17 protein-coding genes are annotated in these 16,204 nt (G+C 66.9%); 6 read left to right on the top strand and 11 right to left on the bottom strand.

What is annotated here, in order from left to right:
• Positions 1 to 38 precede the first annotated feature (38 nt).
• Genes AB0P08_RS09930 through AB0P08_RS09945 form a run of 4 tightly spaced genes read right to left on the bottom strand, consistent with a single transcriptional unit; the run spans position 39 to position 4,072 of the window.
• Positions 39 to 1,199 carry an acyl-CoA dehydrogenase family protein gene (locus AB0P08_RS09930; protein WP_363589727.1) on the bottom strand — a complete coding sequence of 387 codons (1,161 nt, stop codon included), beginning with the start codon at positions 1,197 to 1,199 and terminating at the stop codon, positions 39 to 41.
• A complete protein-coding gene (locus AB0P08_RS09935; protein WP_268776578.1) occupies positions 1,196 to 1,954 on the bottom strand; it encodes an alpha/beta fold hydrolase in 759 nt (252 codons plus the stop codon). Before AB0P08_RS09935 ends, AB0P08_RS09930 begins: the two co-directional genes overlap by 4 nt.
• Positions 1,955 to 1,994: 40 nt before the next feature.
• On the bottom strand, positions 1,995 to 2,912 hold the full coding sequence (locus tag AB0P08_RS09940) for a sugar kinase (protein WP_363589729.1): 918 nt from the start codon (positions 2,910 to 2,912) through the stop codon (positions 1,995 to 1,997).
• Entirely contained in the window at positions 2,909 to 4,072 is a 1,164-nt protein-coding gene (locus AB0P08_RS09945) for an MFS transporter (RefSeq protein WP_363589731.1), read from the bottom strand. The genes AB0P08_RS09940 and AB0P08_RS09945 overlap by 4 nt, the downstream gene beginning before the upstream one ends.
• Before the next feature lie 422 nt (positions 4,073 to 4,494).
• On the opposite strand from AB0P08_RS09945, the gene nrdH reads away from it, so the two are divergent.
• Genes nrdH through nrdF form a run of 4 tightly spaced genes read left to right on the top strand, consistent with a single transcriptional unit; the run spans position 4,495 to position 8,381 of the window.
• Entirely contained in the window at positions 4,495 to 4,728 is a 234-nt protein-coding gene (gene nrdH, locus AB0P08_RS09950) for a glutaredoxin-like protein NrdH (RefSeq protein WP_017202656.1), read from the top strand.
• Between the two features lie 57 nt (positions 4,729 to 4,785).
• Complete coding sequence (gene nrdI / locus AB0P08_RS09955; protein ID WP_363589733.1) at positions 4,786 to 5,220, top strand: class Ib ribonucleoside-diphosphate reductase assembly flavoprotein NrdI; 435 nt, start codon at positions 4,786 to 4,788, stop codon at positions 5,218 to 5,220.
• A complete protein-coding gene (gene nrdE / locus AB0P08_RS09960; protein ID WP_060922464.1) occupies positions 5,217 to 7,361 on the top strand; it encodes a class 1b ribonucleoside-diphosphate reductase subunit alpha in 2,145 nt (714 codons plus the stop codon). The genes nrdI and nrdE overlap by 4 nt, the downstream gene beginning before the upstream one ends.
• 39 nt (positions 7,362 to 7,400) lie before the next feature.
• A complete protein-coding gene (gene nrdF, locus AB0P08_RS09965) occupies positions 7,401 to 8,381 on the top strand; it encodes a class 1b ribonucleoside-diphosphate reductase subunit beta (protein ID WP_060922463.1) in 981 nt (326 codons plus the stop codon).
• Between the two features lie 344 nt (positions 8,382 to 8,725).
• Here the strand turns inward: nrdF and AB0P08_RS09970 are convergent, their stop codons facing one another.
• The 6 genes from AB0P08_RS09970 to AB0P08_RS09995 all read right to left on the bottom strand — a co-directional run bounded on the left by AB0P08_RS09970 (position 8,726) and on the right by AB0P08_RS09995 (position 14,129).
• Complete coding sequence (locus AB0P08_RS09970) at positions 8,726 to 9,280, bottom strand: RNA polymerase sigma factor (RefSeq protein ID WP_363589735.1); 555 nt, start codon at positions 9,278 to 9,280, stop codon at positions 8,726 to 8,728.
• Positions 9,271 to 9,840, bottom strand: a complete 570-nt coding sequence (locus tag AB0P08_RS09975; RefSeq protein WP_363589737.1) for a hypothetical protein — start codon at positions 9,838 to 9,840, stop codon at positions 9,271 to 9,273. The genes AB0P08_RS09970 and AB0P08_RS09975 overlap by 10 nt, the downstream gene beginning before the upstream one ends.
• Positions 9,841 to 9,983: 143 nt before the next feature.
• Positions 9,984 to 10,412 carry a hypothetical protein gene (locus AB0P08_RS09980; protein ID WP_363589739.1) on the bottom strand — a complete coding sequence of 143 codons (429 nt, stop codon included), beginning with the start codon at positions 10,410 to 10,412 and terminating at the stop codon, positions 9,984 to 9,986.
• Between the two features lie 315 nt (positions 10,413 to 10,727).
• Positions 10,728 to 11,816, bottom strand: a complete 1,089-nt coding sequence (locus AB0P08_RS09985; RefSeq protein WP_363589741.1) for a flavin monoamine oxidase family protein — start codon at positions 11,814 to 11,816, stop codon at positions 10,728 to 10,730.
• Positions 11,813 to 12,832 (bottom strand): alcohol dehydrogenase catalytic domain-containing protein, encoded by a 1,020-nt coding sequence (locus AB0P08_RS09990; protein ID WP_363589743.1) that lies wholly within the window; start codon positions 12,830 to 12,832, stop codon positions 11,813 to 11,815. Before AB0P08_RS09990 ends, AB0P08_RS09985 begins: the two co-directional genes overlap by 4 nt.
• Positions 12,833 to 12,857: 25 nt before the next feature.
• Positions 12,858 to 14,129: an MFS transporter gene (locus AB0P08_RS09995; RefSeq protein WP_363589745.1), complete on the bottom strand. Its 1,272-nt coding sequence runs from the start codon at positions 14,127 to 14,129 to the stop codon at positions 12,858 to 12,860.
• A gap of 282 nt (positions 14,130 to 14,411) precedes the next feature.
• Here AB0P08_RS09995 and AB0P08_RS10000 point away from each other — a divergent pair, with 282 nt between their 5' ends.
• A complete protein-coding gene (locus AB0P08_RS10000) occupies positions 14,412 to 14,693 on the top strand; it encodes a hypothetical protein (protein ID WP_363589747.1) in 282 nt (93 codons plus the stop codon).
• A 4-nt stretch (positions 14,694 to 14,697) separates the two neighbouring features.
• Here the strand turns inward: AB0P08_RS10000 and AB0P08_RS10005 are convergent, their stop codons facing one another.
• Positions 14,698 to 15,384 carry a GntR family transcriptional regulator gene (locus tag AB0P08_RS10005; RefSeq protein WP_363589749.1) on the bottom strand — a complete coding sequence of 229 codons (687 nt, stop codon included), beginning with the start codon at positions 15,382 to 15,384 and terminating at the stop codon, positions 14,698 to 14,700.
• An 84-nt stretch (positions 15,385 to 15,468) separates the two neighbouring features.
• Between AB0P08_RS10005 and AB0P08_RS10010 the strand changes: the two genes are divergently transcribed.
• The gene (locus tag AB0P08_RS10010; RefSeq protein WP_363589751.1) at positions 15,469 to 16,203 is read left to right on the top strand and encodes a DsbA family protein; all 735 of its coding nucleotides are present in this window, start codon (positions 15,469 to 15,471) and stop codon (positions 16,201 to 16,203) included.
• Position 16,204 lies beyond the last annotated feature (1 nt).

A 16,204-nucleotide genomic window follows, 5' to 3' on the forward strand; every position in this document is an offset into this window, starting at 1 on the left:
TGCGGACGATCGCGGACAACGGGGTCCGCGTGCGCCGATCAGGCCTCGATCGGGCCGAGCCAGGCGCTCGCCGCTGTGGCGTGCGCCGACTCGGGGTCGGAGGGGTGGAACGCCCCGGCGAGGACGTCGCGGTACAGCCGGGAGAGCTCATTGCCGGAGAAGTACGAGCCGCCACCGGCCACCAACATCGACTCGTCGACCACCTGCTTGGCCATCGTCACCGCCCGGTGCTTGACTCCCGAGAGCGCGGGGATCCAGCCGGCGCCGCGGTCCGCGCGCTCATCCACGTCGCGGGCGAGGGCGGCGATCTGCGGCGGGAGCGCGTCGTAGGCGAGGGCCATGTCGGCGATGCGCCAGCGGATGTCCGGATCCTGGCTGTATGCGGTGCCGTTCTTCTTGGAGCGACGTCGGTGCGCCGTCGCCACGGCCAGCTCGAGGACCCGGCGCGCGATGCCGGTGTAGACGGAGGCGAGGAGGATCTCGAAGACGGAGAAGATGCCGAAGACGATCGGGTCCGGGCTGGGTCCCGGGTCGATGCGCCGCACCACGTGCGCCGCATCCGCGACGGCGCCGTCGAGCCGCGTGGTCCGGCTCTGTGTGCCCCGCATGCCGAGGGTGTCCCAGTCATCCGCAGTGGTGACCGCGGAGGTGCGGTCGACGAAGGCGAACACGAGCTTCGGCGCGTCCGGGCTCGTGGTGTCGAGGCCGTGCAGCCCGAGCTTCGTCCACACGGGGGCGAGCGAGGTGAAGATCTTGGTGCCGGTGAAGGCGTAGCCGCCGTCGCCGTCCGGGGCCGCCGCCGTGTCGCTCCCGAACAGCACGAGGTCGTTGCCGCCCTCGCTGATGCCGAACGCGAAGACCTCTCCGGCCACGGCGCCGTCCTGCACGAACTCGAGACCGGGGACCCCGCGATCCGAGAAGACCTTGGCCACGCCGGTCCAGACCAGGTGCATGTTGATCGCCAGGGCCGTTGCGGGCGCGGCGCCGGCGAGCCGCTGCTGGAGGACGGCCGCCTGCTCCAGGCCGAGTCCCGCGCCGCCGCGCTCCCGGGGCACGAGGATGGACAGGTAGCCGGCTGCGCGGAGCTCGTCGAGGTCGGCCTGGGGGAAGGTGTTCTCCCGGTCGTGGATCGGCGCGCGTTCGCGGATGCGGTCGAGCAGGTCGTCGGGGAGATACGCCGTCGGGTCGAAGTCGTTCATGCCAGAGCCTCCAGGAGCTGTCGGATCGATTCCTCCGGGCGGTCGCGATGCACCGAGTGGCCGGCGCCGGCCACGACCGACAGGGAGATGCGGGGGTTGCTCGCGAGCACCTCGTCGGCGAGGGCTCCGGCGAAGATGCTGTAGACGGCGGGGTCGCCGCCGATCACGTGCGTGGGCACGGTCAGGCGGGCCGCGTGTCCGCGGACGTCCCACGGCTGATTCTGGGCGCTGGTCTGCTCGACCGCCCACGCACTCGCCCGCCGGACGGCGTCGACCTTGAGCTCCTGGTCCTGCGGGTGCCAGTGCGGATGCTCCTGCCGCACGGCGTCGAGGCGGTTGTCGGCGAAGGCGCGTTCCTGGCTGTGGCGGACGATGGCGGCATCCCGCTGGACGATGTGGATCGCGGGGTCGATGAGGACCAGGCGGTGCGTCCAGCCCGTGTCGTCGGCGGCGGCCACCGTACCGGCCGCCCCGCCGAGCGAGTGCCCGACGACGGCGTCCCAGGCGCTCGACCCGGCAGGCCGCGTCGCGACGAGATCCGCGGCATACGCCGCGACGGAGTAGTCGAGGGCCCGCGGGGCGTCACCGTGGCCGCGCAGGTCCACCGCCGTCGCGTGCCAACCGGCCGCCGCGAGAGCATCGCCGAGCCGCCACATGAGTGCGCCGGACGAGCCGAGACCGTGCACGAGAAGGGCGCGCCGCCCCGCCGCGGGATCGCCCCAGCTCAGGCGGGGAAGGGTGACGGGAGCGGGCATGGCACCAGCCTACGACCGCGCCAGGACGCGGCGGGCGGAGTCAGCGCGCCGGCTCCAGGGGCGGCAGGTCGGCCGCGATGCGGAGCACTCGCGCTGCGGCCTCGTGTCCTGCGGCCAGGCGGGTCTCGAGGTCGGCGCCGTCGAGCGTCGCGGCCAGGAACCCGGAGGCGAAGGCGTCCCCCGCACCGACGGGCTCCACCACGTCCACGGTCGGCGCGGGCACGAAGACCGGGTCCGCGTCACCGGCGAAGGCCGTGGCGCCGACGTCGCCGTCCTTGACGACGAGCAGACCGCAGTGCGGAAGGTGCGCGCGGATCTCCGCGGCCGTCGCGGTGCCCCAGATGCGCTCGGCCTCGTCGCGGCCGACGAAGGCGATGTCGGCGGCGTCGGCCAGGCGCGCGAGGGTCGCGGCCGCCTCCTCGGGGCTCCACAGCGCCCGGCGGTCGTTCACATCGAAGGAGACGACGGCTCCGGCGGTGCGCGCGTCCGCGAACAGCCGGTCGACCATCGCCAGGCAGGTCGCGGACAGCGCCGGGGTGATGCCCGTGGTGTGCACGATACGGACGCCGGCGAGCTGCGTCGGCGACAGGAACCCGGGTGCCATGCGCGAGGCGGCCGAGCCGCGGCGGTAGTAGTAGACCGCCGAGGACTCCACGCCGGGATCCTTGAACATCACTCCGGTCGGCGCCTCCGCGTCGACCTCGGTCCAGAGTTCGACGCGACGCTGCTCCAGCTCTGCGGAGAGGCGGCGGCCGAGAGGATCGTCGCCGAGACGAGAGGCCCAGACGGCCCGATGGCCCGCTGCCGCGACGCCGACGGCGACGTTCGCCTCCGCACCCGCGTGGGTGATCGACGCGGTGTCAGCGGTCGCGAGGTCGGCGCCGGTCGGCGTGATCAGGGCCATCGACTCGCCGACGCACACGATCGCGGGGGAGGAGGACGGGACGGAGGGGCTCATGAGGGGGTGACCGCCAGGGGCTCGGTGTCGGGATGGGGGCTGGCGTCGCGGTGACGCAGATCGGGGAAGGACCGCACGAACACGATGGAGACGAGCAGTCCGACCGCCGCGAAGATGGTGGCGGCCAGGTACGCACCGCGCCAGTCGCCGACGTCGACGAGGAAGCCTGCGACCGCCGATCCGGCCGCGGCGCCGATGAGCTGCCCGGTGCCCGCCCAGCCGAAGGCCTCGGCGGTCTCGCTGAACTTCACGCTGGCCGTGGTGATGGCGAACAGCACCGCGAGGGCGGGGGCGATGCCGATGCCGGCGAGGATGAGCGTGCCGCCCAGCCAGTAGACGTTGAGCATGACCATCGTGAGGGCGAGGCCCACCGTGACGATGAGCAGGCGGCGCGCCATCGCCCAGGGGCCGATCGGGATGTGGCCGAAGGCGAGGCCGCCGGCCAGGCTGCCGGCGGAGAAGACCGCGAGGACGAGACCCGCCGCGAGGCTGCCGTGCTCGAACGTCGCGACCACGCCGACCTCGACCGCGGAGCAGGCGCCGATGAGCAGGAATCCGATGACGGTCGCGAGGAGCACGGGCGGCTTGAGCACGACCTTGCCCAGCGCGTTGCGGCTGCGCGGGATGCGCACGCGGCCGACCTCGGGGGAGAGGATGAACCACGCACCGCCGGCGACGAGGACGATCGCCACCAGGAGCAGGCCCTCCATGGTGCCGACCTGGGTGGAGACGAGCGTGATGACGACCGGCGCCAGCACCCAGATGATCTCCTGCAGGGACGCGTCGAGGGAGAACAGCGGGGTGAGCTGACCGGCGTTCACGAGCTTGGGGTAGATGGTGCGGACGGCCGCCTGCACCGGCGGCGTCGAGAGGCCGGCGATCATGCCCAGAGCCATGTAGCCGGGGACCGAGAGGGGCAGCAGTCCCAGGCCGAGTACCGCGATGACGCAGACGGACAAGGTGAGGGTCAGCACGCGTCGCATGCCCCAGGCGCCCATCCACCGGCTGGTGATGGGGCCGGCGACCGCTTGGCCGACACTGGTCGCGGCGAGCACGAGACCCGCCGATGCGTACGATCCGGTCTGCTGCTCGACGTGCAGCAGGATCGCCAAGGACATCATCCCGTTGGGGAAGCGCGCGGTGAGCTGGGCGGCGATCATGCGGCCCACTCCCGGCGTGCGAAGAAGATCCCGATAGCCCGCCACCCGACAACGGTACCGGGCGGCGGGGACGTCGGTGCGATGGGCCGGTGATGGACACGCCGCGACACGCCGTGGACACGCCGACGGGCGAATTCCACAGGCCTGGGGATGTCCGAAGCCCCTCGTAAGGTGCCGCCTGTGGATGGATCTCTCCCAGGCTCCTCCCAGCCGCGATTTCCCGCGGGTCCCCGACCCGGGGAGAGGGGGTCCGCCTGTGGAAGAAACGGTGGACAACCTGTGTTGTATCTGTAGAGAGCGGTGGAAAAACTACACGGATGTAACTACTACCCCTTGTGGTCGCACCGAATGTCCGTCCCTATATGTAGTATTGAGATCCCGGCGGGGGTCTGCCGGAGAAACCAGAGATTTGAGGGGTTCAGATGTCGATCACGGTGTACACCAAGCCTTCCTGCGTCCAGTGCAACGCGACCTACCGTGCCCTGGATGCCAAGGGCATCGAGTACGAGATCCACGACCTGTCGGAGGACCCGACGGCGCTGGAGCAGGTCAAGGCGCTCGGCTACATGCAGGCGCCCGTCGTCGTCACCGACGAGGACCACTGGTCGGGCTTCCGTCCCGACAAGATCGACGAGCTCGCGTCCCGCCTGGCGTAGTCCGACAGGCTCACCGACCCGGCCCTTCGACAGGCTCAGGAACCCAAGGAGAGAGCTATGAGCGCCGTCGCGACCGCAGCGCCGCTCCTGGTCTACTTCTCGAGCGTGTCGGGTAACACCGCGCGCTTCATCGAGAAGCTCGGGCTTCCCGCCCGACGCATCCCCCTCCACCGGACCGAAGAGGACCTCGTCATCGACGAGCCCTTCGTGCTGGTCACCCCGACCTACGGCGGGGGTGCCGGGCGCGGGGTCGAGAAGGGGGCCGTGCCCAAGCAGGTGATCCGGTTCCTCAACGACGAGCGCAACCGGCGTCACATCCGCGGGGTCATCTCCGCGGGCAACACCAACTTCGGCGACGCGTTCTGCCTCGCCGGCGACATCATCAGCCGCAAGTGCCACGTGCCTCACTTGTATCGGCTCGAGATCTTCGGCACACAGGACGACGTGGATCGCGTGAGCGACGGATTGGAACGACGGTGGAATCTTCGGTGACCGAGACAGTGGCATTCAAGGTGAACCCCGCATACGAGGGTCTGGACTACCACGCCCTCAACGCGATGCTGAACCTGTACGACGCGAACGGGAAGATCCAGTTCGACGCCGACAAGCGCGCCGCCCGGGAGTACTTCCTGCAGCACGTGAACCAGAACACGGTGTTCTTCCACTCGCTCAAGGAGCGCCTGGACTACCTCGTGGAGAAGGAGTACTACGAGGGCGCCGTTATCGAGAAGTACTCGTTCGACTTCGTGCAGAAGCTCAACGACCTCGCCTACTCGAAGAAGTTCCGCTTCGAGACGTTCCTCGGCGCGTTCAAGTACTACACGAGCTACACGCTGAAGACCTTCGACGGCAAGCGCTACCTCGAGCGCTTCGAGGACCGCGTCGTGATGACCGCGCTCGCCCTCGCGGACGGCGACGAGAAGCTCGCCGTGAACCTCGTCGAGGAGATCATCTCCGGTCGCTTCCAGCCGGCCACCCCGACCTTCCTCAACGCGGGCAAGGCCCAGCGCGGCGAGCTCGTCAGCTGCTTCCTGCTGCGCATCGAGGACAACATGGAGTCGATCGCCCGCGGCATCAACTCCGCGCTGCAGCTCTCCAAGCGCGGCGGCGGCGTGGCCCTGCTGCTGTCGAACATCCGCGAGTCGGGTGCCCCGATCAAGCAGATCGAGAACCAGTCCTCGGGCATCATCCCCGTCATGAAGCTCCTCGAAGACAGCTTCAGCTACGCCAACCAGCTCGGCGCGCGTCAGGGTGCGGGTGCGGTGTACCTCAACGCCCACCACCCCGACATCATGCGCTTCCTCGACACCAAGCGCGAGAACGCCGACGAGAAGATCCGCATCAAGACGCTGTCGCTCGGTGTCGTGGTGCCGGACATCACGTTCGAGCTCGCCAAGAACGACGAGGACATGTACCTGTTCTCGCCGTACGACGTGGAGAAGGTCTACGGCGTCCCGTTCGGCGACATCTCGGTCACCGAGAAGTACCGCGAGATGGTCGACGACCCGCGCATCAAGAAGACCAAGATCAACGCGCGCGAGTTCTTCCAGACCGTCGCCGAGATCCAGTTCGAGTCCGGCTACCCGTACGTCATGTTCGAGGACACGGTCAACAAGGCCAACCCCATCAAGGGGCGCATCAACATGTCCAACCTCTGCAGCGAGATCCTGCAGGTGAACACGCCGACCACCTACAACGACGACCTGTCGTACAAGGAGATCGGCAAGGACATCTCCTGCAACCTCGGCTCGATGAACATCGCGCTGTCGATGGACGCCGACGACCTCGGCCAGACGGTCGAGACCGCGATCCGCGCGCTCACCGCGGTCAGCGACCAGAGCCACATCGGCTCGGTCCGCTCGATCGAGGACGGCAACGACCGGTCGCACGCGATCGGCCTCGGCCAGATGAACCTGCATGGCTACCTCGCCCGCGAGCACGTGTTCTACGGCTCGGAGGAGGGTGTCGACTTCACGAACATCTACTTCTACACCGTGCTGTTCCACGCGCTGCGCGCCTCGAACCAGCTCGCGATCGAGCGCGGCACGACGTTCGACGGGTTCGCCGACTCCACCTACGCGTCCGGCGAGTTCTTCGACAAGTACATCGACCGCGCCTGGGTCCCGGAGACCGAGAAGGTCAAGGAGCTCTTCGCGGGCAAGCACATCCCGACACAGGAGGACTGGGTCCAGCTCAAGGCGTCGATCCAGGAGCACGGCATCTACAACCAGAACCTGCAGGCCGTGCCGCCGACGGGCTCGATCTCCTACATCAACAACTCGACCTCCTCGATCCACCCGATCGCCTCGAAGATCGAGATCCGCAAGGAAGGCAAGCTCGGTCGCGTCTACTACCCGGCGGCGTTCATGACGAACGACAACCTGGAGTACTACCAGGACGCGTACGAGATCGGCTACGAGAAGGTCATCGACACGTACGCCGCGGCCACGCAGCACGTCGACCAGGGTCTGTCGCTGACGCTGTTCTTCAAGGACACCGCCACCACGCGTGACATCAACAAGGCCCAGATCTACGCATGGCGCAAGGGCATCAAGACGATCTACTACATCCGTCTGCGTCAGCTGGCGCTCGAGGGCACCGACATGACCGAGTGCGTCTCGTGCATGCTCTGACACTTCGACAGGCTCAGTGACCCAGGAACTAGGACAAGAATGACTCCTCACTCCCCGCTCAAGCTGGTCTCCAGCGTGCAGGCGATCAACTGGAACCGCATCCAGGACGACAAGGACCTCGAGGTCTGGAACCGTCTGGTGAACAACTTCTGGCTGCCGGAGAAGGTGCCGCTGTCGAACGACGTGCAGTCGTGGAACACGCTCACCCCCGACGAGCAGCTGCTCACCATGCGGGTGTTCACGGGCCTCACGCTCCTCGACACGATCCAGGGCACCGTCGGCGCGGTGTCGCTGATCCCCGACGCGATCACGCCTCACGAGGAGGCCGTCTACACGAACATCGCGTTCATGGAGTCGGTGCACGCGAAGAGCTACTCCTCGATCTTCTCGACGCTCGCGTCGACGAAGGAGATCGACGAGGCGTTCCGCTGGTCCACGGAGAATGCGAACCTTCAGAAGAAGGCGCAGATCATCATGGACTACTACCAGGGAGACGACCCCCTCAAGCGCAAGGTCGCCTCCACGCTGCTGGAGTCGTTCCTGTTCTACTCGGGCTTCTACCTGCCGATCTACTGGTCCTCGAAGGCGAAGCTGACGAACACGGCCGACCTCATCCGCCTCATCATCCGCGACGAGGCCGTGCACGGGTACTACATCGGCTACAAGTTCCAGCGCGGACTCGAGACGGCCGACCAGGCGCGCAAGGACGAGCTCAAGGACTACACGTTCTCCCTGCTCTACGAGCTCTACGACAACGAGGTGCAGTACACGCAGGACCTCTACGACGGCGTCGGGCTGACCGAGGACGTCAAGAAGTTCCTGCACTACAACGCCAACAAGGCCCTGATGAACCTGGGCTACGAGGCGATGTTCCCCTCCAGCGTCACCAACGTGAACCCGGCGATCCTGTCGGCGCTCTCCCCGAACGCGGACGAGAACCACGACTTCTTCTCCGGCTCGGGCTCGTCCTACGTCATCGGCAAGGCCGAGGCCACGGAAGACGACGACTGGGACTTCTGAGTCCTGCGCGGCAGGACGCACGCAGAGTAATGCGTCCGACTCCGGCCGACCCGCCCCTCGGGCTGGCCGGAGTCGCCGCAGGCCCGCAGCGCGGGTGGAGGAACTGGCGGCGTTGTTAGCGCTCCGACATCGTCATTCTGATCCCGATCAGAACGAGACCAGCACCGGTCGATGCCGAGCCAAGGCTGGCGATAGCTAGGCCGCCTCCGAGCGGCAACAGAGTGCCGAAGGTGGTCATCGCGAGACCAAGGACCAGGAGCGTTGAAAGGTACGCCGTAAGTTGGCGCTTGCGTTTCGCGATCACTATTGCAGGCCTCTGCTCGCTGGATCAATAGCTCTGTACGTCATCGTTTGCTCTCTGCTCGGCGTTGGCGCGTCGCGTTTGTGGAGGTGTCGTCAGGGTCCAGGGCGACCCGCAAGCGTCGTTTCGCCTCTGCGAGTCGGGAGCGCGCGGTTGAGGGATTGATGCCGAGTATCTGCGCGGCCTCGTGGGAGCGCAGTCCGTCCCAGTAGATCAATCGAATCAGTTCGGCGGCGTCAGGGTCGAGTGAAGCCACCGCCGCCCGAACATCCAGCACAGCGTCCAGCTCGACCGGTAGAGGTTCGTCATGAGCGGACGATGCGAGTCGGTCGCCTGCGCTCTTGCGACGGATGGTTGCCCGAGTGGCGTTCATCAGAACGTTCCGCGCGACCCCGAAAAGCCACAGCCGGGCGTCTTCTGCAGACTCGGGAGTTCTTCGTCGGCTTCCCCATGCTGCGAGGAGGAATTCCCCGTAGACGTCATCGGCCTCCGCCGAACTTGCCATGCGTCGGCGGAAGTAGCGGAAGAGATCCGCTTCGTTCGCGACCAAAGCACTTTCGAGGCGTCGACCAGGCTTCTCATCGGATGTCATCGGCATGCAGTGCCCTCGGAAGAGATCGAGACCTCGTGTCCGGGGCGCATCTCATATCCGCGAGCGATGAGCTCGTCGAAGGTGGCGTGCGCTGCGACCGTGACCATCGCCTGCATCCGCATCTCGTCCGAGGTCTGCTTGCTGACCTCCGGCGCGGTGTCATTGGTCGCGCGCGCTTCCGCGAGGGCTTCAGCAATGTCGAGGCTCTCCAGATCGATGGAGTTGAGGATGGACTTCGCGTCCTGAACCATAGGGTCATCTTCGGGTACGCCATCCCACTTGACGCGTATGCCGACGAAGCAATTCCCGCCGGTGGGTCGCTCTATCGTGAACGAGTTGTCGGCCATCCATCCCCACGGTGTCATGTGGTCGCCTCCGGCAACAGCGATCGTCCCGCCGCCGATCAGTGCCAGCGAGATGATCGCGCTGGTGATGCTGACACGAGCACGACCCCGGCGCTTACGGGCTCGTCCGAAGAGAGCCGCACGTCGCTCGGCAAGGTTGATCGGCACGGCGACGTGCGGTGCCGCTTCGCGAAGGCGCGCTTCCAGCTCTTCGTCGTTCATCTTGCCTCCTCGGAAACGTTCTTAACCAGTACATGTGCGCAGAGCGCGGAACTGTCCAAGTTTGATCGGGAGGCCGGAGCAACGAGGCGCAGCGCAGCGCCGCCGAAAGCGATTGTTCATAACGACACCGCATAACGGTCGGTCTACGGCACGTACTCGCCCGATGTGTAGTCGGCGACGAGTTTCAAGGCGCCCGCTGACGGTCGCGCGGACACCCACACGGTGCGTGGATCCCACAGGTCTCCAGGCACTGACAGTTGCGGCGTCGCCCCCATCTCCTCGGCGAGTTGTTCCGGGGTCATGCCGTCGGGCGGGCGAACGGTGAACGTCACCGAGCAGCCCCCGCTTCCGCAGTGCTTGCTCTCGCTGACCACCTGCGTGCCGGCAGGGAGTGGAACAGCCGACAGGGGAGGAGTGGGGCCTTCGTCCGCCATCATGAACAGCCATCCCAGCCGTGCGACGTAGAACACGATGAGAAGGGCCACGGCGACGATCAGGCTGGTCCGGATCCTGCGGCGCCGGCTCGCACCCTTCTCCTGCGGACCGTGGTCGGCTAGCGGAGCGGGTTCCATGGCGTGAGCATACCCATCGCACCCGGAAGATCCATCCGTGTCAGACCGCATCACCTGATTTTCAATACATGTGTGGGCCGGGAACCTATGGTGGCCCCTGCAGTGGTGCCACGATGCTTGCCCTTGTCTGTCTCATCGCGGGGGCGATCCTGTATGGGCAGTTCGGAACCCGCCGGTGGCTCTGGGTACCCGGTGTCGGTGCTGCAGGCGTGGTCATCCTCGCCGAGTATCAGGGCGTCCCCATGAACCCCTTCTCCCTCACCGTTGTGCTCATTCTCGCCCTAGCGGCGGTTGTGACGAGTGTGATCAGCATCATCAAGGACCATGTGGCACGCTCCGCGACGCCAAGGCGGTGACTGCGTTGTGCGCGGCGCGGGTACCTGCGCGTATCGCCCCTTCGATATGGCCAGCGAACTCCGTTGACGTTTCCGTGGAAGCCCAGTGCACTCGGCCGAACGTCGGTCCTTGGTAGCTGTCGTGACCGAAATTCGCGGACGGGGCGCTGAACGGCGGTTGGCGCGGGGAGGTGAACTCCTCGTCACTCCAGTCGATGAGGTACGTGTCCACGGGGGAACCCGCTTCTGAGCCGAAGAGCCGCACCAACTGAGAACGGAAGATCTCCGCAATCTCCAGCGGGTCATGTCCGTGGAACTGCTCGGAGGGTGCGAAGCCGAACAGCGCCGCCGGTGCGCCGCGCTCGCCGCTGTGGTCGTGGAACTCTCGAAACGGGCCGACGCTGCTCAAGGCTGCGCCTGCGAACCCCCGTTGCGTCCAGAACGGCGATTCGTAAACGGCGATCGCTTTGATGGTGCGCCCCATCCACACCGGCGTCGCCCGAGCGGTCAAGGTGATATCGAGGGGGAGGGGCGGGGAGAATGGGATGCTCTCCTCCGCCAGCGCCGGAGGCAGCGCGATGATCACCTGCGCGCCGCTGAAGACGTCGGAATCCGTACGGACCCGGACTCCGTTCCGCTTCACGTCGATGCGTCTCACCGCCTGCTCGAAGGCCAGAGATCGTGCGGGCAGGGTCGTCGCGAGCCTTTCGGCGAGGTGCCCGGCGCCCCGAGCGAATCGCAACGCCCCGCTGTTCAGAGCGTTGCTGGGCAGCCGCCGCAGGCCGAACTCTTCTGCTTCAAGTATCGCTGAGCCCGCACTGAACTGAGAGAAGAATGCCTCCCCAGCGCTGCGAAGCGCCTCGGCGACATCCTCTTCATTCGGCCAGAACCAGGTGGCGCCGAGATCGATCGATCCCTGGCGCGTCTGCAGCGTATGTGCACGCCCGCCAGGGCGAGCTCTCGCTTCGAGGACGATGACGGAGCGGCCCGCGGCGATGATCTGAGACGCCGCTGTCAGACCGGCGAACCCGGCGCCGACGACGATGACGTCCCGACGTCCCTGGTTCATCGCGTCTCGCTCGCATTCAGCACCACTCGGAAACGCGCTTCGCCGTCTCTCACTCGGCGGAGCCCCTCCGCGGCCTCTTCGAGTCGGAGCACCTCGATTCGAGGGTGGGTGTTCGTATCCTGCGCGAATCGCATCACGGTTTCGATGTCTCGCGGCGAGCCGGTGAGGTGGCCGCGTATCGAGAGCGCGTTCATCACGAGCTGACCGGCGGGGATGGAGATGGCTCCGGCATCGGCGCCGATGACGGTGAGAGTGCCGTGGGGTCGAAGCCCGCGCAGCAGCTCCGCGATGGGCGCGGTGCTCGACGAGGTGCTGATGATGTGGGCGACGCCGCCCCGGTCGGAGAGTGTTCGCCCCGGTTCGTGAACAGCGCTGTCGATGAAGGCACTCGCACCAAGAGTCCGAGCAGACTGTGCGCGCTCGGCTCCTCGCGCTATGGCGGTCACCTCATAGCCGAGAGCTGCGGCGTACTGTACGGCGAGATGCCCGAGACCGCCGATCCCGAAAACAGCGACGGGACTCCCAGGGAGGAGAGGAACGGTCTTCAGTGCATTGAACACGGTGACGCCCGCACATCCCAGCGGCGCGGCCTGCTCGAAGGTCATCCCGTCGGGGATGCGGGCGAGGGCGTGTGCCGGAACGGTGACGGTCTCTGCCCACCCGCCCGGATACGAGATGCCGGGTACCTTTCGCGCAGGGCAGTGGACGACGTCGCCGGCCAGGCATGCGCTGCAGGTACCGCAGCTACCACCGAACCATCCGACGGAGACGCGGTCGCCGACGCTCCAGCCCTCGACATCACGCCCCAGTTCTTCGACCACTCCCGCGACCTCATGGCCCGGGGTGACAGGCCCGCGGGCCTCAGACGCGAGTGCGGTTCGAACGTCAGCGCCGCAGATGCCGCTGGCATGGACGCGGACGCGGACCCATCCGTCGCTCGGGACCTCGACGGCCACCTGTTCCGGGACAAGGGCGCCGCCTTCGGTGTGGATCCGGATGGTCGTGGATGTCGTCATGTGCGGTCCTTTCGTGCGGCTTTCGTCATGACTCGAGGAACATGTCCTTTCCCTGCGTGAAGGTGAGCAGCGCGAGGGGAAGCAGCAGGACCATCGCCACGGCCGCGAGCATGGGGAAGCTGCTGACCGCCAGCAGCGGACCGGCGCCGAAAGCCGCGACCGCAGCGCACAGATTCGACAGCGCGTCGACGCCACCTTGAGACGACGCGCGTGTCTCGTCGGAGATGACGGAGCTGAAGAGTGCGGAACCGGCGACGTTGACGAACGACCACCCGACGCCGAGCAGGATCAGGGACAAGATGATGCCGACAGTGTCGTCCGGCACCAGAGCGGCGATGACAAGTGACGCCGCGAGGATCGCGATGCCGATGATGATGGCTTCGCGATGGCCGAATCGGTCGGCGATGATGCCGACGACGGGGGCGAGGGCGTACATGCCGGCGATGTGCAGGCTGATGGTGATACCGATGATGGTGATGGAGCCGCCGTGGTGAGCGACGTGCACCGGGGTCATCGTCATGATGGCGACCATGACGACCTGCGCGGTGAGGATGGCGAGTACCGCGTATCGAGCGCGGCGGTTGACCCGCAACTCGTCGAGGACCCGTCGGATCCGGCCCTTCCGCACTCCGGCGCGCGGGATCGTCGGCGTGTTCGCCTGGAGGAGCAAGAGGGGGTCCGGGCGCAGCATCGCGAAGACGATGAGTCCGGCCACGGCCAAGCACAGGGCGGTGATGAGGAAGGCGCTGGCGTACACGGTCAGTCCGGTGTGGACGCTGATGATCTCACCGGGCACGCCGAGGTTCGGTCCGAGCACGGATCCGATGGTCCCCACCCATACCACGAGGGCGAGAGACTTCGCCTTCTGGTGCGGCTCGGCGAGGTCGGTGGCCGCGAACCTCGCCTGCAGGCTGACGGCGGATCCCGAGCCGATGAGGAGCAGTCCGATGAACAGCGGCACGACGAGGCTGAGCTGTGCAGCCCACACCAGAAGCGCCGCGCCGACCGCGGCGATGAACCATCCGCTGGACAGTGCGACGCGACGGCCGAATCGGGCTGCCAGATTCCCCAGGGGTATGCCGAGGAATGCCGCTCCCAGAGTGCTCGCACTGCGAGCGAGACCGGCCCAGGCTTCGTTGTCGGTGACTTCGCCTGCGAGGAGGACCCCGATGGAGGGGGCGACGCCGACGCCGACGGTACCGATGATCTGCATGACGATGAGTACGACCATCGTGCGCCGCTGGACCGGGCCGCCGAGCGCGAACGTCCCCGCTGCGGGTGCGTGAGCGGTGGTCATGAGGCTCCTTATCTGGTGTGCGGAGTGGGGCCGTGGGAAGGTGCGCAGGCATAGAATGCTACTCGCACACAACATGCATCCTAGATGAGGGTGAGAGTCGCGCGTCATTGCTGAGCGTATGACGAGCGAAGCGCTGCTTCGCCACCACTCGACCCCCGCGGGGGTATAACCACCCGCTATGGGCGCATCAACGATCCTGACCTACTGATGTCGTTCCGTCGCCCGTAGCGTCGGTCGTCGACGCGAGACATCCCTGCGCTCGCACTGATGAAGGAGAACAGAATGGCCTACCTCGAGATCACCCTCCAGATCGACGACAGCAACCGGGCTGCGGCAGCGGCGGTCTACAGCCAGTACAAGCAGCCGTTCCTCACCACGGTTCCGGGCGCCACGAGCAAGGATCTTCTCGTCCGCGACGAGGACGTGCAGGTGCTCCACGGTTTCGACACGGTCGCCCACGCCGAGGACTACCTCTCGTCCGACCTGTTCACCTCGGATGTCGTCGGAGGCCTCTCCCCGCTGCTCACAGCGCAGCCGGAGATCCGCATCTACGACGCGGTCTGAGCCCCTAGGCGGTCGAGGCCGGCGGGAACGTCGTGATGCCGTCGAACCCGAACGACGACAGCGGCTTCACGCCGGTCTCGGCGATGTGATCGCGAAGCGCTGCGGCGAACGCCGCGGCGTCTCCGGATCGCAGCAGGTCCGTCAAGGCCTGGTGCTCGGAGATGATCTCCTCGCATCGTCCGAGGAGACGGTCACCCGCCTGGAAGAGAACGAAACGCTGACGGTCGGACATCCGGTCATAGAGGTCCAGGAGAACCGTATTGCCACCCGCTTCGACGAATCCGCGGTGGAACCGCAGTGTCAGTTCGATGAACTCGCGCACGTCACCGGCCGCGAAAGCGGCGCGTTGCCGCTCGATGGACGCGGCCATCGCGTCGGCGAGACGCTCGCGGGACGCCGCGGGAGCACGTCCGACCGACGTCGACTCGAGAATCAGACGGGCATCTCCCAGTTCGGCGATCGCGCGTTCGGAGAGCCCTTGCACGATGGCTCCGCGCTTGGGATAGATCACGATCCATCCCTCGTCTTGCAGGCGCGCGAGCGCGGCTCGCACCGGGGTGCGACTCACCCCGATGGCCGCGGCGAGGTTCGCTTCGCCCACCATCTCGCCGGGCGCGTGCGTGCCGTCGAGGATGGAGTCGCGGATCGCCGCGTATGCGCGAGCGGACGCGCTCAGGTCTCCGTCGGTCATGCTCCCTCTTTCGCCGACTCCCAGGGTACAAGTCGCATCGGGTCACAGACGGGCGGTCTTGCATGTCAGTTGTATCCTAGATCCATGACCGACAGCGCCCGGCCCTCCCGTAGCGGACTCGAATCCAAGCTCACCTTCTACAAGCGGCTGACCGTCGGTCTCGCGATCCTGTGCGTGCTCCTCGGTCTGGCGGTCATCGCCCCACTCGCGAACGGAGGCGAAGCGGTGGCGCACCCCGAGCCCTCCGCCTCCGCTACGTCCTCGGCCTCGGAGATCGCCAGCCGCGAGGAGGACGACTACGCCGCTGTCGGCGATATCGATGCCCCGGTTGCTCTCGTGCAATGGACCGACATGAGATGCCCGTACTGCGCTGCGGTGCACCGCGAGACGATCCCCGCCATCATCGACGAGTACGTCGACAAGGGACTCGTCCGCCTCGAGGTTCGCGATGTGTCGTTCTTCGGAGAGCAGTCTGAGAACGCAGCTGTCGCCGCTCGCGCAGCGGGCACGCAGGGGAAGTTCTTCGAGTACCTCGATGTCGTGTACGAGGCGGCACCGGAGAACGATCACCCCGATCTCCCACGGGAGAAGCTCATCTCCTTCGCGGAGGCCGCTGGGGTTCCCGATCTCGCGCAGTTCACCGCCGACCTGGACGACCCCGCCTTGCGTGAGGCGGCGCAGCAGAGCACAACGGACGCTCAGCGCCTCGGCGTGAACGCGGTGCCCTTCTTCGTCGCCGGCGACACCGCTCTCTCCGGGGCTCAGCCGCTCTCGGTCTTCCGAGATTTCCTCGACCAGGCGCTCGAGAAGGCAGAGTAGC

It is taken from the genome of Microbacterium meiriae (genome assembly GCF_040686935.1).
Classification (GTDB): Bacteria; Actinomycetota; Actinomycetes; order Actinomycetales; family Microbacteriaceae; genus Microbacterium; species Microbacterium meiriae.